Raw genomic sequence first — 25,493 nt, 5'->3', positions numbered from 1 at the left:
GAAGCCACTAACAGTGAGCTCAAGAATGTGCATGGTTATGGCAGAGCTGATTCCTATGGCATCCAAAACATGGAAATGCAGGGTGCATTGGCCATCTTCACTGTAAACTTGAAAAGAATCCTGAAATTGATCTGAAAAGGAGGAATATTACCTCAAAAATAGCCTAGATGCGATGCTTAAAACTCAAATAGCAAGTCCTAGGCGACTAAATCTTCAGTAAGGCAATTAAAAAAACAAACTTCCAGAAATCCTTTAAACAAAAATGACCGAGTAAGGTAAACCCGATACTCAGTCATTTCTTTAGGACTCATTAAAAACTTGAGACTTTTTCAGTGCCCTCACTTTTTGCAATGCCCCTTTTTATTTCAATTTGATTATTCGCCGCCTTCTTTAGCCGCTAGATATCTTTCAGCTTCCAAAGCTGCCATACAACCTGTACCCGCAGCGGTGATAGCCTGACGGAAGACATTGTCCTGGACGTCTCCACAAGCAAACACTCCTGGTATATTCGTCGCAGTACTATCTGGTTTGGTGATCAAATAGCCTGTTTCATCCATATCCAATACTCCCGTAAAAAGATCCGTATTGGGCTTGTGCCCTATTGCAACAAAGAATCCTGTCACTTCTATGTCTTTTTCAGATTGATCCTTATTGTTAATAACGCGAATTCCAGTTACCACCTGACCATCTCCTAAAACCTCTTTTGCCTCAGAATTGTAATGCACTTCGATATTGGGCGTATTCATCACACGGTGAACCATTGCTTTAGAAGCACGGAACTCATCTCGGCGCACTAACATATGTACTTTTGAGCATAATTTTGCGAGATATGTAGCTTCTTCTGCGGCGGTATCTCCAGCACCAACAATAGCAACTTCCTGGTTTTTAAAGAAAAATCCATCGCAAACGGCACATGCAGAAACACCAAAACCATTATATTTTTGTTCAGATTCCAGACCTAACCATTTTGCGGTTGCTCCAGTTGCGATAATCACTGTATCGGCGGTAACTTGTACAGTTCCATCGATTTCAACACGGTGTACGGTCCCTGTAAAATCGACTTTTGTAACATATCCAAAACGAACTGAAGTACCAAAGCGCTCAGCTTGTTCACGCAGATCTTCCATCATCACCGGTCCCGTAATACCTTTTGGATAACCTGGAAAATTGTCCACTTCAGTAGTTTGTGTCAATTGCCCTCCCGGAACAATACCGGTATAAACTACTGGTTTCATATCCGCACGTGCCGCATAAATCGCTGCAGTATAGCCTGCTGGCCCCGAACCAATAATCAAACACTGTATATGCTCAACTTCTTGTTTGAATTCCATAATACTTTTTCTAAGCTATTAATTAAAGTTATTTTTTAAATTTATCTTGCAATCCTTTCAACATGTCCAAGGAAATGCTCTGTGGAGCCTCCTCATTTTGTTTGTTGAACTCTTTTTTCGCAAGTTTTTTATCTTCCGCTGAATGAGCTACAGCCGCTTTAGCTTTTTGCTCGTTCTTCTCCTTTTTGTACCTATTCCAGATATTTTCCAGCACCTTTTTGGTATACAATGGAAAATCTCCATTTTGCATCCAAGCATAGTAGCTCGGCTCCTGCTCAAATACCTCCACAATTGGCTTTCCTTTGTGTTTTCCAAAATTGATCGTTTCCAACCCGTCGGCGTTGTAAACAAGACGTCCGGCAAAATCCACCGGCTTACTTAAATTTGTAAATGCATGTAAAGCTTCCACATCGTTGACGACGGGATGAGACACCACACCATGCTTATCTTCAAAAGCCGCACCTTCATACTTCGTCAACTGCGCTTTCAAAACTTCGTAAGTTGCGCGTACATCCGCTTCAGCAGTATGTGCATTTTCGAGGTTTTCATTGCAATAAAACTTGTAGGCAGCTTTCAAGGTCCTTTGTTCCATTTGATGAAAGATATTTTGAACATCCACAAATGCCCTACCCTCCAATGAAAAATCAACACCAGCCCGTAAAAACTCCTCCATCAACATTGGCACATCAAACTTATTGGAGTTATAACCCGCTAAATCTCCATCCGCAATAAAAGCAGCTAGTTCTACTGCTATTACTTTAAAACTAGGAGCGTCTTTCACATCCTCATCATAGATGCCATGGAAAAAAGAGGATTCCGCCGGAATAGGTATTTCGGGATTAATCTTCTTAGTATAGACTGTTTCTTCTCCACTGGGCATCACTTTCAGAAATGACACTTCAACAATACGATCGGACGCCACATTAACGCCTGTAGTTTCCAAATCGAAAAATACCAATGGCCTTTTTAATTTTAATTCCATGCTGGATAGTTCACTTTTTTATCAAAAACCAAAAATACAAAGTAGTATTCGATTTTTGTAGTCTAAGAAATTTAATTTACAACCGCTTGATGAACTGGTTCTTCCTGGCTTATTTTACCAACAACAACTTTCACCATTGCGTTAAAGTCCAAATATTTATTGGCAATATCATACACCTTCTCAGGCGACATATTTCTAATCTGATCCATATAATAGGAATAATATGTTAACGTCATCTCATTTAACAATACACTTTTAAACTTATCGGCATGCGAAAAGATACTTTCCAATGATCCTAACATCGAACCTTCCATATAGGTTTTAACAAGATTCACTTCCTCTTCAGAGGCCAATTTTGCTTTTAACAAGTTGATCTCTTTTTCAATCTCTTCCAAAGTCGCTTGCGTTACATCCACCCCAACTTCGGTTACAATGGTCATAAACCCTGTATGTTTGAGGGTAGCAACGGCCGAACCAATACTATAGGTATAGCCTTTTTCTTCTCGAATATTCCGCATGAGACGAGAACCAAAAAAGCCTCCTAACAGGGTATTAACAAACTGTAGTGCAGGATAATCAGGATGTGTTCTTGAAATGGTTTGACAACCTAAGCGAATCGCCGACTGCAAGGCGCTATCTTTCTCCTCATAGGCTAGTTCAGAGGAACCTTGAATCAACACAGGTTTTTCTACGGAAATCAAAGGCGCCGCGTACCACTCCTCTCCAAAAATCTGCTCGAGTTCTTGCAAAAGCTCATCGGAAACGTTTCCAGAAACAATTAAAGTGCAATTGCCAGGTACAATTTCTTTCCGATACAACTCCATTAATTGCATGCGCGTAATCGTGTCATAATCTTCTAGCTTCGGTGTCCGTCCATAGCGATTACCCGTACCGAAGATCAGGTTATAGAATTTACGCCGCGCCAGATAATCATTTTTCTGAATAGAAACTTGAAACTTCTGTTTGTTGTTCCGTAAATAGGTATCCAGCTCCTGCTGTGGTATCGATGCCTCCGTAAGAATATCTTTTACAAGAGGTAGAAGTACTTGACTATGTCTATTCAAAGTATAAAGGGATAGAGAAGTCACGTCAAAAGAGTATTCAGGGACTAGAAATGCTCCATAAAAATCCACTTTATCCGCAATCTCTGCACTGGACATTGAGTTGGTCCCCTCTTTAAGTAAAGCACTTAAAGCACTATTTAACAAAGGGTTCTCTGTCTGTCCATCAAGATAGGCATTGTCAAAAATCCATTCGATACGCACCAACTCTTGCTCAGGCGACTGGAAAATATAAACTGGCAAACCGTTTCCAAATTGTTTCTTTATCGGTTCTTTTAAACTGATGTTTCCAATTTCACGAAACACAGGTCCTTGCGTTCTATCCAACATATATAGCCTCCTCCATTTTTGATTTATATAGTAATATCGAAGCATTCTCGGGTCTAAAAATTGCTTGTGCCTGGCGTTGAACATCCTCAGCACTTACCAATAGGTATTTCGAGACCTCAGTGTTGATGCCATCTGCATCGCCTAGCAACTCATGGTAAGCTAAATTCATTGCTTTATCCAAAATGGACAACTCTGCAAAGACATTGGTCGATTCGATCTTATTTTTCACCTTTTCCAACTCCTTCATGGGTACTAATTCGGATTTTATAATCTCCAATTCAGACCACACCGCCCGCTCAGCTTCGTCAAGCGAAACGCCCGCAGTTGGCTTCCCTTCTATAACAAAAAGGTTACTATCTATGCTTCCCATCACATAGGCATTTATCTCACTAAATAACTGCCCCTCTTTAACCAACCGTCGATACAAACGAGAAGAAGAACCTCGAGATAAAATATCTGATAAAAGATCCATGGCAAAATAACCTTCTTCCAATCGTGCTGGCCCGTGAAATGCCATGTAGAGTGCATCAAGAGGTACCTCTGCCCAAATAGTTTCACGCCGCATTTCCTGCTGTTCTGGTTCTTTTGGCAATTGACGATTATATTTTATACCAGGTTCAATATCACCAAACCATTTTTGGGTTAAGAACTTAACTTCTTCAAAATGTACATCACCAGAAACAACCATTATTGCATTCTGCGGATTGTAATGTAATTTGAAAAACGCTTTCACATCTTCCATTGTAGCTTCTTCGATATGACTCAATTCCTTGCCGATCGTTGCCCAGCGATACGGATGTACCTGATAAGCTAAGGGTCGCAACTTAAGCCATGCATCCCCATAAGGTTGATTCAAGTAACGCTGCTTAAACTCTTCGATCACTACATTCCGTTGTACTTCGAGACTTTGTGCTGAAAAAGCCAAACTCAACATCCGGTCCGACTCTAACCACAACGCTGTCTCTAGATTTGATGAGGGCAATGTGATGTAATAATTGGTGATATCATTGCTTGTGAAAGCATTATTCTCTCCTCCAACTTTTTGCAATTCAGTATCAAAATTAGGAATATTGATACTTCCGCCAAACATCAGGTGCTCAAATAAATGGGCGAATCCGGTTTGCTCTGGCGACTCGTCCCGTGCACCCACATCGTATAAAATGTTGACACAAGCCATAGCCGTATTGTGGTCCTCGTGAACCAAAACACGGAGCCCGTTTTCTAATATAAATTTTTGATAAGAAACCATCTAATTTTTTTCGGCGTTTTTAAATCCAGTTAATACCTTTTCGCAATAAAGATAAGGTTTTGGCTTCTTCGGAGCCGGCTTCAGGACGATAATCATATGCCCAATTGGCTTGGGCTGGTAAACTCATCAATATCGACTCTATACGTCCATTCGTTTCTAACCCAAATTTAGTACCCGAGTCCCATACAAGGTTAAATTCTACATAACGACCGCGACGTATTAGCTGCCAGTTTTTTTGTTGTTCGGTAAAAGTTTTATGCTGGTTCTTTTCAACTAGTGTTGTGTAGGTCGGCGCAAAAGTGCGGCCGAGATCACATGAAAAAGCAAAAATCTCATCCATACTAAGCCCTGTATTTTCAGTATTTAACTTGTCATAAAAGACACCGCCCACACCGCGCGTTTCTTGTCGATGACGGATATAGAAATAGTCGTCGGCCCATTTCTTAAATTTACCGTAAAATGTATTATCGTGCTTATCGCATACCGCCTTTAGTTGTTGATGGAAATAACGGGCATCTGTTTCATCAACATAGTGCGGTGTCAGGTCTATTCCTCCACCGAACCAACGAATCTGATCGTTTAGCTCAAAATAGCGAATATTCATGTGTATAATCGGCACCAATGGATTATTGGGATGAATCACAATCGAGACACCTGTAGCAAAAAAGTCATCTTCATCTACTCCGAACGATGTTTTAAGCGTTTCAGGCAACTTCCCATAGACAGCAGAAAAATTAACCCCGCCTTTTTCTAAAATACGACCATTTTGAATAATTCTAGTACGACCGCCCCCGCCGCCTTCTCTCTCCCACAGCTCCTCTTCAAAACGCGCCGATCCATCTAATTCTTCCAGCGCCTGGCATATTTCATCCTGAATTTCTTTATAAGCTAAAGCAATTGCTTCTTTTTTTATCATCTATTTTCTTACAAAATTTTTATGTTAATTTTTCGCTCAAAGCTTGAATAATTTTAGACGAAGGAAGATGCTCATATAAAATTTGATGTACAGCATCACATATAGGCAATTCAACATCATATTTTTTGGCGTATTCCTGAATACAAGCAGAGGCATAATACCCTTCAGCTACCATATTCATTTCTAATTGCGCGGACTGTACGCTATACCCTTTTCCGATCATATTGCCAAAAGTCCTATTTCTGCTGAACTGAGAATAAGCTGTTACTAAAAGATCTCCCAAATAGGCCGATGTATTTACATCACGTGAGGTATCACCATCCACTTTGCCAACAAAGCGCCGCATTTCTCGGATTGCATTGGACACCAATACAGCCTGAAAATTATCACCATAGCCTAATCCATGACAAATACCTCCAGCCAAAGCATAAATATTTTTTAATACTGCTCCAAACTCAATTCCAAGTACATCGACAGACAAAATGGTTTTGATAACACGTGAGGATAAAAACGAAGCGACCAAAGCCGCACTATCTAGATTTTTGCATCCGAAAGTTAAATAAGACAATTTACCTAAGGCCACCTCCTCGGCATGGCAAGGACCTCCCACCACACAGATCTGGTCTATATTAACCGAATAGCGCTGCTCCAAAAACTCACCGATAATCAAATTATCTTTAGGAATAATCCCTTTGATAGCCGAAACAACAATTTTATCACTGAAGTCTTCCTTGGTGACATTTGCTAAAGCATCTTTCAAATAAGCAGCGGGAGTATTCAAAATCACTATATCTGAATTCGCAATCACATTTTTCGCATCAGTATCAATCGTAGTAATGTTAAGGTCAACTGATACGCTGCTCAAATACGTAGGATTATGCTTAAACTTCTGGATGTATTCTGCGTCCTCCTCTTTTCTTACCCACCAAAAAATATGTTTATCTTGGTCATTTTCGCATAGCATCTTGATCATAGCTGTAGCCCAGCTTCCGCTACCAATTATACCAATCTTTTTCCCCTGCATGTCTTTAATTTGTTTTCGGAAGCAAATATACTTATTTACTGGCTAGATATACGATTCACGCGGCGAGATATGATATTTTCGTTACTTTCTAAGTAAATAAACCTTTCCAAAAACCGATTTCCAACCCAACAAAATACTCGTTATCCTCCATTTTTATAGGATATACATGTATAAAATTATGCTGTTCCGGATTCCCCTTTCCTGTCGCAAGGTCGAATTCATGGCGATGAAAAGGACAGATTATTTTTCCTCGCTCACACCAGCCATTTTTCAACATGGCGCCAGCATGTGGACATTTTCGAGAGAAAGCATAGATTTGATTTTCGAACCAAGTAATACAAATAATTTTCCCTCCGAATTTATGCTCGCTAATACCATGTTTTTTTAGAATTTCGGCGCGTTCAATTTTGTACCAATGAACCATGTGACAAGATAGCTAAAAATTACGGTGAATTTTCTATCTTTGTGGAATTTCAAAAATTTGCACTATATATGGCTTTACAATGCGGTATCGTGGGTTTACCAAACGTTGGTAAATCAACATTATTTAACTGTTTGTCGAACGCGAAAGCGCAGGCAGCAAACTTTCCATTTTGTACAATTGAACCAAATGTTGGGGTTATTACCGTACCGGATGCCCGTCTTAATAAATTAGCTGAATTAGTCAACCCACAACGAATTGTTCCAAATACAATAGAAATCGTCGATATCGCCGGTCTTGTTAAAGGAGCATCAAAAGGTGAAGGCTTAGGCAACCAGTTCCTAGGAAACATTCGTACGACAAATGCGATTATACATGTTTTAAGATGTTTTGACGATGGTAATGTCATTCACGTCGATGGTTCTGTAGACCCTATCAGAGATAAAGAAATCATCGACACTGAACTACAACTTAAGGATCTGGATACGGTTGTAAAACGTATTCAAAAGGTTGAGAAAATGGCCAAAACAGGTGGGGATAAGGATGCAAAAAGAACATTTGATATTTTATCAATTGTGAAAGATCATCTCGAAGCCGGAAAATCTGCACGTACGGCAGCGATCGACGAGGAAGATTTCGAGTTTATACAGGATCTAGCGCTGTTGACAGCCAAACCTGTACTTTACGTATGCAACGTGGACGAAGGATCAGTCAATACAGGAAATGCTTATGTAGAACGGGTTAAAGAGGCTGTTAAAGACGAAAAAGCTGAAGTATTGGTGATTTCTGCGCAGATCGAATCAGAAATTGCTCAACTGGAAAGCTATGAAGAACGCAAGATGTTCTTGGACGATCTAGGTTTGGAAGAATCTGGTGTGCACAAGTTGATCCGTGCTGCGTATTCTCTCTTAAATTTAGCGACGTATTTTACAGCTGGCGTACAGGAGGTTCGTGCGTGGACAATCGAAAATGGCTTTACAGCTCCTCAAGCTGCCGGTGTTATACATACCGATTTCGAAAAGGGATTTATCCGTGCTGAGGTAATCAAGTACGACGATTTCGTCACACTCGGATCGGAGAGTGCAGTGAAGGAAGCTGGAAAATTATCCGTAGAAGGAAAAACATATATTGTCCAAGATGGTGATATAATGCACTTCCGCTTCAACGTGTAATGCGCATGCGTTTTAGAGTCAAAAAACAAAAATAGGCAGTAAATTATTTACTGCCTATTTTTGTTTTTATCACCCCACCTTTACAAAAGGTATTATTTCACACTACACGGCAAGCTAATCGAATGTACATTCGCGCACGTCTGATGGAGCATTATAAAATATACTCAGATCTATACCACCTTAAGGCGATATTGACCATGTTACCATAATTTGAAAACACGCTTACGTGACCGCTAAAATTCTATCATTCGTATCTAAATAGTTTAATTGGGATGAGCTTCGATAAACACTGGCTATTTTACAAAATAGCGATGTTCAATTACCTCCACTTTTTTGATGTCCTTGTCTTCCAAAACTTTTTTCACATCACAATGACCAGTTACTCCTCGGTAAATCAAAGCTCCACCAAGTGTTAATCCAGAAAATCCCGTCAATGGCGATTTAATTAGTTTTTTGACACCCATACCTAAAATAAAGCCCCCTGCAATGACCGATAAAACCCGTTCAGAGGTACCAATATTTTCTTCGATGCAATCGTCTTCTATTTTCGTCTTGATCTTGTCAAATGCAAATGTTAGTAGGTTACTCATAATTCTCTATGTTTTAAGTCTATTATCATATAAACAAATTACAGTCCAAAAAAGTTTAAGAATAGCATATAGATTTTATGTTGTTTCTCCAACAACAACTCTTATATTCGTATTTAGAAATTTCAAATACATGCAAATCAAAAAATATTCAGGTGAAATAGTACCTTTCAACGGTGAAGCTTTACGCAAATCGCTTAATCGTTCTGGTGCCAATGCGGATGAGGTCAATCAAGTTTACGATAAGGTTCTCAACGAAATATATGATGGAATTTCAACTAGAGAGCTCTATCAGCTTGCATTTGACACTTTGAAAACTGTTCGAGCCTCCTATGCAGCTCGCTATAGTTTAAAGAAGGCACTTCGAGAACTCGGACCAGAGGGCTTTTATTTCGAAAAATACATTGCGCACCTTTTACAGTCAATGGGCTACAAAAGCACGACCGGACAAACCGTGCAAGGGCATGCTGTTTCACATGAATTAGATGTCGTGGCATATAAAGATGGAAAATTAATTACTGCAGAATGCAAGTTTCGCAATGATATTGACGCTAGAATTTCGGTGACAACTCCGATGTATTACCTGTCCAGATTTAAAGATATCAGCAATATCAATTATCAGTTCTTTGGAAAACAGCTGCAGTTTCATGAAGGGTGGCTAATCACAAATGCGTACTTTACCTCCGATTCGATTGATTTTGCCAAATACTATCAAATTAACTTGTTATCGTGGGATTATCCCAAAGATAATAGTATCAAAAAAAGAGTAGACAAAGCTGTCTTCTATCCGATTACATGCCTAACAACACTTTCTGACACTGAAGAGCAGCAACTACTAAAAAACCAGCTAATTTTGGTAAAAGACCTTGTCAACAATCCTGAAAAACTTGACCTCTTAAACCTCGCAAGAGAGCGTAAAGAAAAAGTTTTAAATGAAGCTCATGAACTCTTGAACTACAAAGTGGAAGAAAAGTATTAGGAAATTTCACATTAAATACATGGAATGGGGTAATAACTAAATCTTGGAAGGATGATATATTTTACCATACCTAACAAATTCGCTTAAATCAGTCTTATCCCAAAATATACCATAAATAGCCGCTCCTGATCCAGACATGGAAGCATATACTGCACCTTTTTGATATAAAGCTTCTTTAATTTCCTTCAACAATGGATAACGCTCAAATATACCATCCTCAAAATCATTCCGAATGTGAAACTTCCATTCCTGAATAGGCAGACGTATTGCTTCTTCCAAATTAATTTCGGGTATCTTAGGTTGTACACCTGCATAGGCTTCAGCAGTGGAAATATGGATATTAGGCATGATTACCGCAATATGATAGGCATCAAGGTTCAAATCCAAAGGCTTAAAATCAGTACCGATACCTGTTGCAAAAACTGGATTATTCGCAACAAAAAAAGGACAGTCGGCTCCAAGTCTGGCCGCATAACCTTCTAGCTGCTCATTGGTGAGATTCAGATGGAAAAGCGTATTAAGTCCCTTTAACACAAAAGATGCATCTGCAGAACCTCCACCCAATCCCGCTCCAATTGGAATTTGTTTGATCAAATCGATCGAAACACTTGGGATATCATAATCCTCTTTTAGCAATAGAAAAGCTCTTAAACAAAGATTGTCAACACGATTTCCTGGAATATGTTCTCCTTGCATATTTAATATAGTTTCCGCCGAGTCAATCTCTAATAATTCGATAATGTCGTAAATTGGCAACGGGCAAAGAACACTATTCAGCTCGTGATAGCCATCTGGGCGCCTAGCAATTACTTGCAGTCCAATATTTATTTTTGCATTTGCAAAAAGTATCATTTGAGTTTATCTAGATTCTATATTTCAAAATTAATAGCTCACCAATGAATAGATGTTGTCACTAAACCTGGATAATCTACCTTTCGCTTTTAAAAAGTCTAAAGAGATAATAAAGCTATAAGCGACAATCTCTCCTCCCAATCTTTCAATAAGCTTACTAGCTGCAACAACTGTTCCGCCTGTAGCCAACAGATCATCATGAACCAATATTCGGCTTCCTTTTTTGAATGCATCTTCATGAATTTCAATCGTCGCCTGCCCATATTCCAGTGCATAAGACTCAGATACTGTCTTAAAAGGCAATTTGCCTTGCTTTCTAATTGGAATAAAAGGTAAGCCTAATCTGTTTGCCAGTAAAAATCCAAATAGAAATCCACGGCTCTCAATTCCAGCAATCGCATCGATCTCTACACGTTGTAATTGATCAACAATCGAATCAATCATTTCACTGCACAGTGCCGCATCTTTCAATAAAGGTGTGATATCTTTAAATACAATACCAGGTTTAGGAAAATCCACAATATCCCGGATTTCCAGTTTCAATTTATCTTGAATCATTTTCAAATATTAAATAAGGTGCGATCTTGGCAATAGCTAAATCTGAAAGCGTTCCTATTTTTGTCAGATCCTCTATATTAACATAATTTCCATGCTGATCCCGATAATTAATGATCAGTTTCGCATCTTTGCCGCTAAGATACGGATGTTTGGCCAATGAAGCTGCATCTACCTTATTAATATTGATTTTTTTGATTTCATCTAAACTTGACACAACAATATAATCTTTAATCAGATCATAAGTTTCTGCTGGAACACCATAAACTTCTTTTAACTGTTCAATACGGTAGAATCCTCCCAGTACATCTTTATATTTCAAAATGCGTTTGGATAGAATTGAACCTATCCCTTTAAGAGTCATCAAAGCCGTAGTGTCACAGGTATTTATATCAATAAGTTCAGCTGTATTACTTTCGAATTTATCATACAACAAGGACGTTCTTTTTTGCTGTTTGGTTATTGCCGTATCGGGAATTGTTTTTATGCGGATATAGGGTTCCAGTCGCCTGTAAAGTCGATCATTAATGGAATAGATTTTTTTTAGATCGGTCTTTTGTCTAAATCGTCCTCCTTTATTTTCGTAGTTTTTCAATACCGCAATCTGTTTATCAGAAAGCCCCAATTTATGCCAATCGGCATGCGGTAAATCATTTGGGTCGAAGTAGAATAGTTTACTATCATCCAAAACGGTATTTGGATTTACTGACAACTCTCTTTCATTATTAGTTAAATAGGCTGAATTTCCCGTCTCTTGTTTTGTCGAACTTGAGAGCTCAAGAGAGTCATGAAAGGATTGTTCAAATAGCTTGGCCTGATTTGGAATTGTATCAATTGTGTTGCTTTTAAGCAAGGCATAGATTGTGAAAAACAATACGATAATCACCAAAATTATGAAAAACCCATTTTGTTCTGTTTTATTAAATTTAAAATACGTCAATAGCCTCTTCATAAGCCGCTGATAATTGGGTTTTTAAATTTAATAAATTATAAGGAAAATAAAAAGGAGGTTATTAAAATTAAAAACCTCCTTTTCAACAGTTATTATCTACAAAGAGATTTACAATTTAGATTTATCCACTTTCTCCACTTGGCTACCATCCTTTAAAGTCTTTGAAATGGCATCAAATGGTCTAGAAACAACCTCTTCTCCTTTTTTTAATCCAGAAATGACTATGATGTTTTTATCATCTTGAATCCCTGTTTTCACTAAAACTTGTTTAACCGCTTTATCTTTTAAAACAAATACATACTCTTCAACTTTCTTATTGGTAGTTGTAGAATCTTTGTCATCAGAGCGTACAGTCACCGATTGAATGGGAACGACCAATCCTCTAGCATGTTTTGTAAATATCTGAACAGTTGCAGAAAGCCCCGGTTTAAATGGAGACGCAACATTCTCTCTCATCAAATCCTGATAAGATTCTGCACTGATACGAACCTTTACATTAAAATTTGTCACCTGGTCAGTCGACGACGTGGACGCAGTGGTCGTTGCTATGTTTTTAGATGAACTAGCAATTTCGGTCACTACGCCTTTAAACTTTCTGTCCTTAAAAGCATCAACCTCGATCTCAGCTTGATTGCCTACTCTTACATTATTGATGTCATTTTCATTTACATCAACATTCACCTCCATAGAACTCATATTGGCTATGCGCATAATTTCCGTACCTGCCATTTGTGCCGTACCCACCACCCGTTCTCCTTTTTCGATAGATAAAAGTGATATGATGCCGTCAGAGGGCGCATAAATGGTCGTTCGATTTAAATTGTCCTGCGCTTCCTTTACCGACGCTTGCGATTGGTCAATACCATATTTCGTAGAACGTACTGTTTCTCGCTGCGCCTGAATAGACGCCTGTGCAGCGAAATATTCAGCTGAACTTTTATCCATCTCCGCCGCAGAAATAACACGCTTTTCAAAAAGTTCCTGATTCCGTTTATATGTAGCGGCAACATTCTTAAAGTTCTCTTCCTGTTGTTTTAATTGTTGTTGTGCAGCTGCTAGATTAGCGCGCTGTGAATTCATAGCTGCTACAGACCGATCATAGCCAGACTGCAAGATATCGGGTTTTATGCGGCAGAGAACTTGCCCCTTTTTAACTAAATCGCCTTCTTTTATATTAAGTTCAACCACCTCGCCTGACACTTCGGAACTTAACTTCACCTCCACCTCGGGTTGAATTTTTCCACTTGCGGAAACTAACTCATCGACATCCACTTCCTTTACCACATCCACGGCGACTTTAGTAATATCTCCTTTACCAAACCATCCGACTTTAAAACCGATAAAGCCAAGGATTGCCAGGAGTACGACAATGATCAATATAATTTTTCCTATGCTACGTTTTTTCTTTGCCATTTCTTTTGTTGGATCAAATAGGTTAATTGTTATCGAATTGAATTGGATTTCCAATGTAATAATCGATGATCTTTGATCGGAATATTACATTATATTTTGCTTGGATAAGATCAAATTCAGCCTTATTTCGTTCAGTTTGCGCGGTGAATAATTCAAGCGAATTAGCCATGCCTATATCATAGCGTTCCTTGGTCGCCTTAAATGCTGTCTCAGCGCTCTCAAATGCCACAGTGGCGGAGCTGTACCGTTGTTTGGCCGCATTCACATCGAGCACAGCCTGATTAACCGCTTTATTCAAGTTATTCTTTGCTAATTGCTCACTAGCGTCAGCTTGCTTAAAACCAATCTTTGCTTTAGCAACATTCACTTTATTCTGATTCCTAGAAAAAATTGGAACGGCGAGAGATAAACCTGTAAAGAAAGATTTGTTATCGGATAGTTGTTGACCAAAAGGCACCCTAAATAAGGTTGCGGGATCCAATGGATCCGTCTGTCTAGTTGTTGCAGAAGAATAATTTGTACCATAACTTACATTCAAATTGACTGTAGGATAATACCCGCCTTTTGCTATGTCTATTTGCTTTAAGGCCACCTCTTTATCCAGGGCCGACTTGCGGATATCAGGCTGCAATGTTAAAGCCTTTTGGTATATATCGACCGCATTTTTATCCTCAGCATGAACCAATACCGATTCTAAGTTCGGACGTTCTAAAGAAATTGCGGTTTCAGGTGGCATCTCCATCAATTGCTTTAAGGTCAACAAAGACATTTCATATGAATTCTTCAAATTCACTTTGTTCAATTCATTCGTAGCGACCTGATTTTTCGATTTCGCAAGATCAGCAATAGTTTTATTTCCGACTGCAAACTGAATGGAATCCAAAGAGAATTGTTGCTTTGATAAAGCGATCTGATCCTCACTGGCAACCATCATTTCATGATTGGTAATAGCTTCCAAATAATTCACTAATACATTTAAAATTAGATCATTTTTTATCTTGTCTACCTGCGTCGCTGTGGACTCTAACTGCAATTTATTTGCTTTTATCTGATTGACCTGTTGAAAACCCTGAAATAAATTGACACTCGATCCCACTGAGCCACTAGTTCCTTTCGTCCAGGTGTTATTGACAATTCGTCCGGAAGTTAAATCGAAACCAAAACCATAACGGAAACTTTGATCCACGGAGGCACTTAGATCTGGTAACAGATTGCTTTTCGCTTGAAATACATCTTGAGCAGCTAAATCTTTATTCAATTCCGCTTGTTTTATTTGTACATTGCGTTCCAGGGTCATACGAATCGCATCAGCCACCCCAACCACCTGTTGCGCGCGAACCACGTCATTAGTTCCTAAAAGTAATCCAGTAAATATTACTGCAGAATAATAAAATCTTTTCATGTCCATATGTAGAACCATACATTTTTTCTTTAGATTTGACCTTCATTCATCGGTTATGTATTTTGTCAAATCTCCATTCTTCCTAAGATGGCTATATTCCAAATCAATATGGCATATGCCACGCCATGATAAAAAAGTCTACCTTACATTTGATGATGGTCCAATTCCTGAAATTACACCTTTTATACTCGATATCCTAAAAAAATATCAGGCAAAGGCAACATTTTTTTGTGTTGGTGAAAATATTAAAAAAAATCCACATTTGTTTCAACGAATTTTAGCTGAAGGACATCAGGTGGGCAACCATACTTACAATCACCTTAAAGGCTGGGAAACAAATGATGAACAATATTTGATGAATGTTGCGCAATGTCAGGAACTGACACAGACCGATCTTTTTCGTCCTCCTTATGCCAAAGCAACAAAATCACAACTGCGACAACTCTATCAAAGCTATAGGGTTATCATGTGGGATATTATGTCGGGCGACTTCGATCTGAATTTGAGTCCGCAAAAATGTCTAGAAAACGTTTTATCTAATATTAAAAATGGCTCTGTTATCATTTTTCACGATAACATCAAAGCCATTCCCCGTGTCAAATATGCCCTACCTAAAACGATAGAGTTTTTGTTAAAAAACAACTATCAGCTTGCGAGGATAGATTAAGATTTACCTCGGGCAAAAGTGACTTCGGATTCGTAATACTTACCAACACTAACACTAAAATAACCCAGTGCATTATTGCTCAGATTTGAAATAGGATTGGACGGTGAAGCCGCACCAGGATTAATCATCTGAAAGCTATTCCAGTAATTGTAGGCCCCTACATCGATACACTGTCGGAGAATACGCACCCGATCACCAACTTTTAGATCCCTATCGCGGTCTATAATATCGTGCTGTACTTCAAGCCCATTATTAAATTTATCGCTAAAAACATCAATAAACCGTAATTTACCACTATTTACCGACATTTTATACTTATAATAATTACCTTTTTCTGGTGGGTCAATGAATACAAGTGTTGGGTAATAAATTGTGTCTGTAAATATAACCCGCTCCGATAGCCCTATAGAATCCACATCTACATAACTTGGCACCTTTGATGTTCCAACGATTTCCCTTCCATCGGCTGTACGTACCTGCAACTGGTATGTGACCTTCTCTTGTAAACGCAAGCTCTTATTGGTATAAACGCCATCTTTCCCCGCTAAAAAGGTGTAAGTGCGATTATTCTGCATATTTGTAATGATCACCTCCGCGTCAGTTATCGGTGAAAACAGAGAGTCTTTGATGCTTACGACCTTTTGAATACTAATTTCATGCTGTTGATCCGAGACCATTAGGTCGGCTGTGATAACCAACTGACCTGTATTTTCTGGCAACTCCAGATCGATCTTATCTTCGCAGCCCCATAGTGTGACTAGTGCAACAACGATTGCACCCAATATCTTCTTCATTTTTTTTTAAAATTTAAAGTTCCAAGTAATCGATGGTATAGTCCCAAATAATGCTATTCGATAAATCTCAGTGACGTTGGATTGGCCTTCTTTTTCTCTGAAGTCAATCAAATAGGCATTTTTTCTATTATATGCATTGTATAACCCAAAAGATAAGCTGGAGTAACTATTCTTTGTTCGCTTGATATCATACGTTGCTGCCAAATCTAGGCGGTGATAAGCAGGCATCCGCTGGCCATTCCTTCTATCGTAGTAAAAAATTGTACGGTCGTCAACAAAATATTTACCCGCAGGCATGGTAACGGCATCCCCTGTATAATAAACGAAATTAGCACTAAGGTTCCACTTCGGATTTAGTTGATACTGTCCTACAAGGGCTATATTATGGGTTTTATCTTGACGAGCGTTAAACCATTCACCATTATTGATCTGCTCGAATTGCCTTTCACTTTTCGATAAAGTATAACTAATCCAACCACTGAATCGTCCTAATCTCTTTTTTAGGAACCATTCGATTCCGTAAGCTCGACCTTTTCCAAACAACAATTCTCCTTCCAACAATTCATTTGCCTGCAAATCGGCTCCGTTTCTATAATCGATCTGATTTTTCAAATCACGATAATAACCTTCCACAGAGAATTCATATCTGTTGGAGGCGAAATTCCGAAAGTAGCCAAGTGAATACTGGTTGGATAACTGGGGCTTAATTGTATTGTTACTCAATACATATTGATCAGTTGGCAGACTACTCGTTGTATTACTCAATTGATGCAAATATTGAACATTTGTGTTAAAAGATGCCTTTAAAGTGGCTAAATTGCTGACAGCGTAATTCAGCGATACACGAGGTTCCAGATAAAAGTACTTTTTCCCCATTTTGTTATTACCCACGTAGGTTGAGTCTACCACCTCTCCATTATTATCGAATGCATAGAAAGTTCCCGGCCCCAAAGTGGCATAAGCAGACGCCCGCAGCCCGTAATTTAATTTTACGCGGTCTGTGACGGACCAGTCATCTGTTAGATAAGCTGCGACATCGGCACCTTTTCGATGTTGAATCTGTAATGAATTCACTTTCGAATCCTCGCCGGCTTCGATACTTGCTGGTCGGACCTCTTGTAATGCTCCCTGTAATCCAAATTTTAAATTATGACCGTCCGAAAGGCTGTATTGAAAGTCTTGTTTAAAATTGTAATTATAGATATCAGAACGAATTTTAAAATTGCTATCGTCCTCAATTTTAACCTGATAATTAAATTTACTAAAAATGAGCGTTGTATTGCTAAACAGTCTATTGTTCCAAACATGGTTCCAACGCATTGTGCCGGTAGCATTTCCCCAATTGAAATCAAACAAATCATGATAAGCCATGGCATCCTTGCCAAAATATCCCGAGAGATAAAGGGTATTTTTATCATTGATCCGGTAATTTAATTTTGCATTGAGATCGTAAAAAAATAATGCGCTCTTCTTTATGTTTTCATCATTTGAAAGTTTTAAGAAAAGGTCTGCATAAGTACGCCTGCCGGAGATCATAAATGAACTCTTCCCCTTTTGGATTGGCCCCTCCACTTTAAGTCTTGAAGCGATAAGCCCCAAGCCCCCTTCTACATTGAAATGCTGGTTATTTCCATCTAGAGTTGTTATTTCCATTACAGATGATATTTTACCTCCATATTGTGCAGGAACCCCTCCTTTATAAAAATTGACATCTTTAATTGCATCTGAATTAAATGTCGAGAAGAAACCAAACAAATGGGAGCTGTTGTAAACAGGGGCTTCATCCAGCAAAATGAGATTTTGATCACCACCGCCACCTCGCACATAAAAATTGCTACTTCCTTCTCCGCCACCTGTCACTCCTGGAAATAACTGAATAGTTTTTAAAATATCTTTTTCTCCAAAAAGCACAGGAACTTTTTCAATTTCTTTTGGACTGAACTGGGTAAGGCCGGGAGTCAAATCTTTAATTGATTTTCGCCTACTGCCTGTCACTGTTACTTCCGCTAGTTGATTTTCCTCTGGAACCAGCTGAACGATATACGTTGAATCCCTATCAAATTGAACAGAAAAGGCCTTTGTCTTATAGCCAACAGACGAAACTTCCAGAGGTCTGCTCCCATCTCGGATCGAGAAACTAAAAAATCCATATTTATTTGAAGCTGTAGATTTCTTTTCCATATCATTCCTTATGACAGCACCAATAATATTTTCACCACTGATACTGTCCCTTACAAATCCGGAAATAGATTTAGATTGTTGACTATACGCTTGCTGTACGCAAAACACAAGGGAGGAAAAACAAAAAACAACCTTTATAGGTCTAAACATAATCAAGTAAAATCAAAAATTTTGCTGAAAATAATAAAAAAGCCTTACAATTCGTAAGGCTTAATAATAAGTTTATAATTTGTTAGTTAAGGTCTCTGTTTAGCAAAAATAGTAATTTATTCATTTAAGCCAAATATTTATTATTTTTTATTCTTATTTCTTTCCGATTCACCAAAATACCCTTTGAAAAAAGCCATCTGATACACTATGGACCGAGACCAGTACTCCCAATTATGCCCACCTTCGCTTGTAACGAAAGTATGATTTATATTATGGTACATCAATTTATCGTGCAGTGCAACATTCACAGCATAGAAAAAATCTTCCTTACCACAATCTATCATTAAACGAAGCTTATTATTAACCAATTTTGGAACCATATTGATAACCACACGGCTATCCCATTCTTGTGGTACATCGGCATAATTCCCAATACGGTCTTTAATTTCCCAGTTCATCGGAAAAGGCCTAAAATCTACTCCGCCGGCTGTGCTGCCTGCTGCACCATATATATCCTGATGCTTAATCGCTAATGACAAAGCACCATGTCCGCCCATACTCAGCCCTGTTATTGCCCTTCCATCCCGGGTTTTAATCGTCGAATAATGTTGATCTATGTACTCAACCAACTCCTTAGACACGAAAGTTTCATATTGATAATTCTTGTCGTTCGGCATATCCCAATACCAGCTTCCAAAACCACCGTCAGGACATACCACCACATAACCATATTGATCTACTAATGCACCCACACTCGAGTTCTTAATCCAATTACTATAATTGCCTGAATATCCATGCAACAAATACAGCACTGGGTAATTGATTTCTTTAGAATAATTTTGGGGAAGAATGACCACAGTCTTAATCCCTTTGTTCATGGAATGGCTTGGAACAGATAGGGTATCAACTTTGGCGGCATAACATACCGTAAAGGAACAAAAAAAAAGAATGAGGACCGTGAGCACCGGAGCGCCCCTTCTCTCACGGAAAAACCAATTTTTAGCGACATCGGCGATACGAAATCGATCATTTGAATTTGCAGAAATAGACACAGTGTTTATCATAAATTATAGCGTTTTTTCAAAAAAATAAAGATAGGACTTTAAACCGAATGGGCGTTCACTTATCGTGTAAAATCCGCTTCCCATGCTGTCAAATGTGATTGCTTCTCCCTGCGGTTCCACCTGATAAGGTAAAATAGTGGGCCTTCGCTTAAACACCTGCTCCCAAGATTCCCTAGCGTGCCTCTGCCAGTAAAATATATGTGTAATGTTCTTTACAAGTACTTTAGTCCCTGTCGGATCTAAAGCAGCCCCTGTTGCAAAAGTTAAGGGTAATTCGACAACTTTATCTAAAGTAAAATATTGCTGTTTAGGATTGCTAAATACTGAAGCACTATAAACAGTCGATCGGAATTCACGTTTAGATATCAAATACAACATTTTGTCTATGGGATCTATCATTACCGATTCGGCATCCAAGCGTTGGTGATTGGGAAATTTTAGATAAATTACACGAATTGACTTTTTGGGAATAAGTTCAGGATCTTCCGCCTGAGGCTCCGGAAACACGTAAAGACATACCCAGGTCCTTTTTCTGAGATTATTACCGATATCCGCAAGGACGAGGAAATAGGTGTCGCCAATCTTTACCCGATCGATATCCTCACAGTCAACCACGGACACCCCTTCAAGTGTAATCTTTTTTAATAGCTGGGCTTCACGACTAATTAAATAAATATGTGCCCCATCGCCACTATCATTATGTACCCAAAAATTACCTGAACTAGCCGCCGCTATAATGCCAGATACTTCTTTCAATTGTGGATCGGTCAGTTCTCCGAGAGCTATTTGTGTTTTAAAATAATCCTTCCTATTTTGGCTATAGACCTGCAGACTCAGAAGAAAAAAAAGGAACAGCAGGTAAACTTTCACTCGTGCAATATTCATGTTTAAAGATACGTTTTTATTGATATTTACTTTACAGTTTATGAAGAAGTCCTCAATACACCATTTGTTATTAATTTTTTTAGCTCTCTTATTACCATTCCATAATTTACTAGCCCAAGGCTCTTCTTTTCGGTTAAAAGTAAAGTCAGGCCTTTCGGAAGCTCCACCTTATCTTGTTAAATACTATAATAGCAATGATTGGGAGAAATTCTATGCTAAAATTTTCAAGTTTGATTATAACCCAAAATTTGAATACAATATCCTAGTCCGCAAACACAAAAACGATTCGCATCCGAGATATAGCTTGATAAAAATAATATCCAAATCACTAATGGAAAATACTGAAGTCGGAATCTGGGAGGTTGGAGAAAACTATGTGTATGCGCCAAAGCTCGGACAAATGAAATGCCTCCAAATAAAATCGGAAAAATCGAATAAATGGAAATATCTGAGTACACCAATTCATGGTTTTGATTATCAGGAAGGCTACCACTATCGTGTTCGTGTAAAGAAAACGAAACGAAGAGATACTGACACTGTCAATTACAGATTAATTGATATCCTTTCGAAAAAACGTACAAATGAATTGCCCAGCGTAGCGGCCTTTCTAGCTCGGTTTAAATGGAATTTACTTCAATTGAATGGAAAGGATGTCAGCTCAAGTAAGGCGAGCCTGGGATTCGACGCCAAGAATGGTACAATCGACGGCACGACGGGCTGTAACATTTTTTGGGGCGGATTTCATATTAAAGGCTATAAAATCAACTTTACCCACTTAGCAAGTACTATGCGTTCGTGTAATACCATACATATAGAAAATGAGTTCTTCCAAATATTCGAACAAAGGCAAATTCAATTCGATATCGCAGAACAGACTCTAAACTTATATTATAACGGTAAACTAGTGATGATATTTGGGTTGGAGCGGGAATAAAAAACACCCAAAGTCTGGGAAACTTTGGGTGTCTTAGCCATATTATTAACCTATTTTATGAAAAGTATTTATGCCATTCGGAAACGACATAAACAAATATGTGAAATAAATCGGAAACAATCGAAAGCAAAACTTGTTTTAACAAAATTTTAACAAATAGATAGCTCGTGAGACAAATGAGCATAAAATTGATTCATTTTGCTACGCGACCATCAATTTGATACCGTATCTTATCAATTTAAAACCATACAATGATTAAAACAATTTTAACATCAACAGCACTACTTTTATCCGCTACAGTTTTTGCTCAAAAGAATCCCGTTATAACTGGAAATTACGCTGATCCTGAAGGTATTGTGTACGGGGATAAATATTGGATATTCCCAACCTATTCGGCGCCTTATGAAGAACAGATATTCTTTGATGCCTTTTCATCTCCAGATTTAGCTACCTGGACAAAGCACAGCCGCATCCTGGATAACAGTAACGTAAAATGGGCAAAAAAAGCCATGTGGGCACCCGCAGTATTGGAAAATAAAGGAAAATATTATTTATTTTTTGGAGCAAACGATGTTCATCAGGGAGAGATTGGCGGGATTGGAGTAGCTGTAGCCGACAAGCCAGATGGCCCTTACACTGATCTTTTAGGTAAACCCTTAATCAATGACATTATCAATGGTGCACAACCCATAGATCAGTTTGTTTTCAAAGACAAAGATGGAACTTTTTATATGTATTATGGCGGTTGGAAGCACTGCAATTTGGTTAAGTTAAAACCAGATTTCACGGGTTTACTCCCTTTCGAAGACGGCAGCCTTTATAAAGAAATCACTCCTAAAGATTATGTTGAAGGCCCATTTATGTTTATGAAAGATGGGAAATATTATTTTATGTGGTCTGAAGGTGGCTGGACTGGCCCCGACTACAAAGTCGCTTATGCCATCGCCGACTCCCCTTTTGGCCCTTTTGAGCGGATAGGAACGATACTGGAGCGGGATCCCGAAGTAGCGGTTGGAGCCGGGCATCACTCGGTCATCAAAATACCAAACAAAGAAAAATATTTTATTGTATATCACCGAAGACCGCTTGACAAAGAGGGAGCTAACGAGCGGGTAACTTGTATTGAAGAAATGAAATTTGACAAAAACGGGCATATCATACCTGTTAAAATGACCTTTACAGGTGTCAAATATTCACTAAAATAGCAGATATTTTGTTTCATAGAAGGGGTAAATATAAAAGCCCGTATCGTTTGATACAGGCTTTTATATTTATTTAAAAAACTACCGTTTATATGTTAGCAATAACCTGATTCAATGTTTCCGATGGACGCATTGCTTGCGCTGCCAATTCATCGTTCGGAAAATAATACCCACCGATGTTCTGAGCACTACCTTGCGCAGCAATCAACTCCTCATTGATCTTAGCTTCATTTTCTGTAAGAACCTTCGCAACGGAAGCGAATTTATCAGCCAATTCAGCATCTTTTGTCTGTGCTGCCAAAGCCTGAGCCCAGTATAACGTCAAATAGAAATGCGACCCCCGGTTATCAATCTGGCCAACCCTACGGGCTGGAGATTTGTCATTTGCCAAGAATTTCTCCGTAGCTTCATCCAAAGTCTCCGCCAATACCAGCGCTTTCGGATTACTTTGCGTTTGAGACAAGTGTTCCAACGAAGCACCTAGTGCCAAGAATTCGCCTAATGAATCCCAGCGCAAGTAACCTTCTTGAAGAAATTGCTCCACGTGTTTTGGAGCAGAACCACCAGCACCTGTTTCAAATAGACCGCCGCCATTCATCAACGGAACAATAGATAACATTTTAGCAGATGTACCAACTTCCAAAATTGGGAATAAATCTGTCAAATAATCACGTAATACGTTGCCGGTTACGGAAATCGTATCTTCTCCCTTGCGGATACGCTCCAAAGTCAGTTTCGTTGCTTCAATAGGCGATAAAATGCGAATGTCTAAACCTGTTGTATCAAAATCAGGCATGTATTTCTCTACTTTTTTGATGATCTCTCTATCATGAGCACGGTTTTTATCCAACCAGAAAACAGCAGGTGTTTCCGACAAACGCGCACGATTTACAGCCAATTTCACCCAGTCCTGAATCGGAGCATCTTTGGTCTGACACATACGGAAGATATCACCTGCCTCCACTTTTTGCTCCATGAAAACATCCCCTGAAGCGTCTACTACGCGGATGACACCGTTTCCTGCAGCCTGGAAAGTTTTGTCATGTGACCCATACTCCTCCGCTTTCTGCGCCATCAAACCAACATTGGGAACAGAACCCATTGTTTTAGGGTCCAATGCACCATGCTCTTTACAGTCTTCAATAGTTGCTTCATAAACACCGGCATAACAGCGGTCAGGAACCATAGCAATTGTATCTTCTTCTTGACCATCTTTATTCCACATTTTACCACCGATACGGATCATCGCTGGCATAGAAGCGTCAATAATGACATCAGAAGGAACATGGAAGTTGGTGATTCCTTTATCCGAATTTACCATCGCTAAAGCAGGCCCGTTTTTAATAGCAACATCAATAGCAGCCTTAACCTCAGTCTCTTTTGCATGACCAGCGATTTTAGCATACACTTCGCCTAATCCGTTGTTTTTGTTGATACCCAACTCTTTAAACAAGCCACCATACTTCGCAAAAACATCAGCAAAGTAAGTTTCTACAACAGCACCAAATATAATCGGGTCAGAAACCTTCATCATTGTCGCCTTTAGGTGCGCAGACAACAATACACCTGCCGCCTTAGCTTCTGCGATAGCATCTACTACAAACCCTTTCAAAGCCGTTAAACTCAAGGTTGAAGAATCAATGACCTCACCAGCCTTTAATGGTGAAAGCCCCTTTAATTCCGTTACTGCACCTTGTTCATTTACAAACTCAATTTTGAATTGACCATCATTTTCAACAGTTACAGATTGCTCGGAACCATAGAAATCACCTGACGTCATCGAAGCAACCTTTGTTTTGGAATCTTTCGCCCAAACACCCATTTTATGAGGATTTGCTTTTGCATAATTCTTAACTGCTTTAGGCGCGCGACGATCGGAGTTTCCTTCCCGTAATACGGGATTCACAGCAGAACCTAATACTTTCGCATATTTAGCTTTTGCTGATTTTTCCTCTTCTGTTGTGGCTTCATCCGGATAATTGGGAACAGCGTACCCTGCTTGCTGTAGTTCAGCGATAGCACCTTTCAACTGAGGAATTGAAGCGGAGATATTGGGTAATTTAATGATGTTTGCCTCAGGAGTTGTTGCCAACTGCCCTAACTCGGCCAATGCATCAACAATTTTTTGATCTTCTTTTAAAAATTCTGGAAAGCTAGCAAGAATACGGCCCGCTAAGGAGATATCCCTCAATTCAACATCGATACCAGCTGTAGCTGTAATCGCTTGAACAATAGGCAAAAACGAATAAGTCGCCAATAAAGGAGCTTCATCTGTTTTTGTCCAAACAATTTTTGATTTGTTTGACATAGTAATCTATTAGAAATATGTTTAATTTTTAATGCTATGTGAACTCATTGAAAAATCTGAATTTCTCAAAAATTCGCCTAAA

The 25,493-nt window shown here is 38.9% G+C and carries 23 protein-coding genes and 1 pseudogene; 6 read left to right on the top strand and 18 right to left on the bottom strand.

What is annotated here, in order from left to right:
• Nucleotides 1–374: 374 nt before the first annotated feature.
• The 7 genes from trxB to J2X77_RS02345 all read right to left on the bottom strand — a co-directional run bounded on the left by trxB (nucleotide 375) and on the right by J2X77_RS02345 (nucleotide 7,317).
• Nucleotides 375–1,331, bottom strand: a complete 957-nt coding sequence (gene trxB, locus J2X77_RS02375; RefSeq protein WP_209580005.1) for a thioredoxin-disulfide reductase — start codon at nucleotides 1,329–1,331, stop codon at nucleotides 375–377.
• A gap of 28 nt (nucleotides 1,332–1,359) precedes the next feature.
• Nucleotides 1,360–2,313 (bottom strand): 3'-5' exonuclease, encoded by a 954-nt coding sequence (locus J2X77_RS02370; protein ID WP_209580004.1) that lies wholly within the window; start codon nucleotides 2,311–2,313, stop codon nucleotides 1,360–1,362.
• A gap of 71 nt (nucleotides 2,314–2,384) precedes the next feature.
• Nucleotides 2,385–3,704, bottom strand: coding sequence for a pitrilysin family protein (locus J2X77_RS02365; protein WP_209580003.1), 1,320 nt, complete (start codon nucleotides 3,702–3,704; stop codon nucleotides 2,385–2,387).
• A complete protein-coding gene (locus tag J2X77_RS02360) occupies nucleotides 3,694–4,953 on the bottom strand; it encodes a pitrilysin family protein (protein ID WP_209580001.1) in 1,260 nt (419 codons plus the stop codon). Before J2X77_RS02360 ends, J2X77_RS02365 begins: the two co-directional genes overlap by 11 nt.
• Nucleotides 4,954–4,972: 19 nt before the next feature.
• On the bottom strand, nucleotides 4,973–5,869 hold the full coding sequence (gene hemF / locus J2X77_RS02355) for an oxygen-dependent coproporphyrinogen oxidase (RefSeq protein ID WP_209579999.1): 897 nt from the start codon (nucleotides 5,867–5,869) through the stop codon (nucleotides 4,973–4,975).
• Between the two features lie 19 nt (nucleotides 5,870–5,888).
• A complete protein-coding gene (locus J2X77_RS02350) occupies nucleotides 5,889–6,893 on the bottom strand; it encodes an NAD(P)H-dependent glycerol-3-phosphate dehydrogenase (protein ID WP_209579997.1) in 1,005 nt (334 codons plus the stop codon).
• Between the two features lie 88 nt (nucleotides 6,894–6,981).
• Nucleotides 6,982–7,317 carry a Rieske (2Fe-2S) protein gene (locus J2X77_RS02345; RefSeq protein ID WP_209579996.1) on the bottom strand — a complete coding sequence of 112 codons (336 nt, stop codon included), beginning with the start codon at nucleotides 7,315–7,317 and terminating at the stop codon, nucleotides 6,982–6,984.
• Nucleotides 7,318–7,385: 68 nt separating this feature from the next.
• Here J2X77_RS02345 and ychF point away from each other — a divergent pair, with 68 nt between their 5' ends.
• Nucleotides 7,386–8,486, top strand: coding sequence for a redox-regulated ATPase YchF (gene ychF, locus J2X77_RS02340; protein WP_209579995.1), 1,101 nt, complete (start codon nucleotides 7,386–7,388; stop codon nucleotides 8,484–8,486).
• A gap of 293 nt (nucleotides 8,487–8,779) precedes the next feature.
• Here ychF and J2X77_RS02335 read toward each other — a convergent pair whose 3' ends face one another.
• Nucleotides 8,780–9,076 carry a DUF2892 domain-containing protein gene (locus J2X77_RS02335; RefSeq protein WP_209579990.1) on the bottom strand — a complete coding sequence of 99 codons (297 nt, stop codon included), beginning with the start codon at nucleotides 9,074–9,076 and terminating at the stop codon, nucleotides 8,780–8,782.
• A 130-nt stretch (nucleotides 9,077–9,206) separates the two neighbouring features.
• Between J2X77_RS02335 and J2X77_RS02330 the strand changes: the two genes are divergently transcribed.
• Nucleotides 9,207–10,052, top strand: coding sequence for an ATP cone domain-containing protein (locus tag J2X77_RS02330; protein WP_209579984.1), 846 nt, complete (start codon nucleotides 9,207–9,209; stop codon nucleotides 10,050–10,052).
• A 36-nt stretch (nucleotides 10,053–10,088) separates the two neighbouring features.
• Here J2X77_RS02330 and ispE read toward each other — a convergent pair whose 3' ends face one another.
• The 5 genes from ispE to J2X77_RS02305 all read right to left on the bottom strand — a co-directional run bounded on the left by ispE (nucleotide 10,089) and on the right by J2X77_RS02305 (nucleotide 15,226).
• A complete protein-coding gene (gene ispE / locus J2X77_RS02325) occupies nucleotides 10,089–10,904 on the bottom strand; it encodes a 4-(cytidine 5'-diphospho)-2-C-methyl-D-erythritol kinase (RefSeq protein ID WP_209579982.1) in 816 nt (271 codons plus the stop codon).
• Between the two features lie 30 nt (nucleotides 10,905–10,934).
• Entirely contained in the window at nucleotides 10,935–11,462 is a 528-nt protein-coding gene (locus J2X77_RS02320) for an adenine phosphoribosyltransferase (protein WP_209579979.1), read from the bottom strand.
• On the bottom strand, nucleotides 11,449–12,411 hold the full coding sequence (locus tag J2X77_RS02315; RefSeq protein WP_209579977.1) for a helix-hairpin-helix domain-containing protein: 963 nt from the start codon (nucleotides 12,409–12,411) through the stop codon (nucleotides 11,449–11,451). Before J2X77_RS02315 ends, J2X77_RS02320 begins: the two co-directional genes overlap by 14 nt.
• 108 nt (nucleotides 12,412–12,519) lie before the next feature.
• Entirely contained in the window at nucleotides 12,520–13,824 is a 1,305-nt protein-coding gene (locus J2X77_RS02310; protein WP_209579976.1) for an efflux RND transporter periplasmic adaptor subunit, read from the bottom strand.
• A 22-nt stretch (nucleotides 13,825–13,846) separates the two neighbouring features.
• The gene (locus J2X77_RS02305; RefSeq protein ID WP_209579974.1) at nucleotides 13,847–15,226 is read right to left on the bottom strand and encodes a TolC family protein; all 1,380 of its coding nucleotides are present in this window, start codon (nucleotides 15,224–15,226) and stop codon (nucleotides 13,847–13,849) included.
• Nucleotides 15,227–15,281: 55 nt separating this feature from the next.
• On the opposite strand from J2X77_RS02305, the gene J2X77_RS02300 reads away from it, so the two are divergent.
• Nucleotides 15,282–15,893, top strand: coding sequence for a polysaccharide deacetylase family protein (locus tag J2X77_RS02300; RefSeq protein ID WP_209579972.1), 612 nt, complete (start codon nucleotides 15,282–15,284; stop codon nucleotides 15,891–15,893).
• Here J2X77_RS02300 and J2X77_RS02295 read toward each other — a convergent pair.
• The 4 genes from J2X77_RS02295 to J2X77_RS02280 form a co-directional block, all read right to left on the bottom strand.
• Complete coding sequence (locus J2X77_RS02295; RefSeq protein WP_209579970.1) at nucleotides 15,890–16,687, bottom strand: DUF4249 family protein; 798 nt, start codon at nucleotides 16,685–16,687, stop codon at nucleotides 15,890–15,892. The genes J2X77_RS02300 and J2X77_RS02295 overlap by 4 nt on opposite strands.
• A 6-nt stretch (nucleotides 16,688–16,693) precedes the next feature.
• Nucleotides 16,694–19,018: a TonB-dependent receptor domain-containing protein gene (locus tag J2X77_RS02290; RefSeq protein ID WP_209579968.1), complete on the bottom strand. Its 2,325-nt coding sequence runs from the start codon at nucleotides 19,016–19,018 to the stop codon at nucleotides 16,694–16,696.
• A 140-nt stretch (nucleotides 19,019–19,158) separates the two neighbouring features.
• Entirely contained in the window at nucleotides 19,159–20,082 is a 924-nt protein-coding gene (locus J2X77_RS02285) for an alpha/beta hydrolase family protein (protein WP_310078798.1), read from the bottom strand.
• Nucleotides 20,083–20,085: 3 nt separating this feature from the next.
• Nucleotides 20,086–20,967 carry a hypothetical protein gene (locus tag J2X77_RS02280; protein ID WP_209579960.1) on the bottom strand — a complete coding sequence of 294 codons (882 nt, stop codon included), beginning with the start codon at nucleotides 20,965–20,967 and terminating at the stop codon, nucleotides 20,086–20,088.
• On the opposite strand from J2X77_RS02280, the pseudogene J2X77_RS23670 reads away from it, so the two are divergent.
• The 3 genes and pseudogenes from J2X77_RS23670 to J2X77_RS02270 form a co-directional block, all read left to right on the top strand.
• Nucleotides 20,966–21,280: pseudogene (locus J2X77_RS23670) on the top strand (DUF4377 domain-containing protein); the annotation flags it as partial. The gene J2X77_RS02280 and the pseudogene J2X77_RS23670 sit on opposite strands and share 2 nt — an antisense overlap.
• 18 nt (nucleotides 21,281–21,298) lie before the next feature.
• The gene (locus J2X77_RS02275) at nucleotides 21,299–21,901 is read left to right on the top strand and encodes an META domain-containing protein (protein WP_310078796.1); all 603 of its coding nucleotides are present in this window, start codon (nucleotides 21,299–21,301) and stop codon (nucleotides 21,899–21,901) included.
• Nucleotides 21,902–22,152: 251 nt separating this feature from the next.
• The gene (locus tag J2X77_RS02270) at nucleotides 22,153–23,106 is read left to right on the top strand and encodes a glycoside hydrolase family 43 protein (protein WP_209579956.1); all 954 of its coding nucleotides are present in this window, start codon (nucleotides 22,153–22,155) and stop codon (nucleotides 23,104–23,106) included.
• An 85-nt stretch (nucleotides 23,107–23,191) separates the two neighbouring features.
• On the opposite strand, the gene J2X77_RS02265 is transcribed toward J2X77_RS02270, so the two are convergent.
• The gene (locus J2X77_RS02265; protein ID WP_310078794.1) at nucleotides 23,192–25,411 is read right to left on the bottom strand and encodes an NADP-dependent isocitrate dehydrogenase; all 2,220 of its coding nucleotides are present in this window, start codon (nucleotides 25,409–25,411) and stop codon (nucleotides 23,192–23,194) included.
• Nucleotides 25,412–25,493 lie beyond the last annotated feature (82 nt).

Origin of the sequence: Sphingobacterium sp. 2149 (assembly GCF_031455655.1) — a bacterium.
In the GTDB taxonomy this organism is placed as follows: domain Bacteria; phylum Bacteroidota; class Bacteroidia; order Sphingobacteriales; family Sphingobacteriaceae; genus Sphingobacterium.
This window is presented reverse-complemented; position numbering and strand designations above follow the sequence as displayed.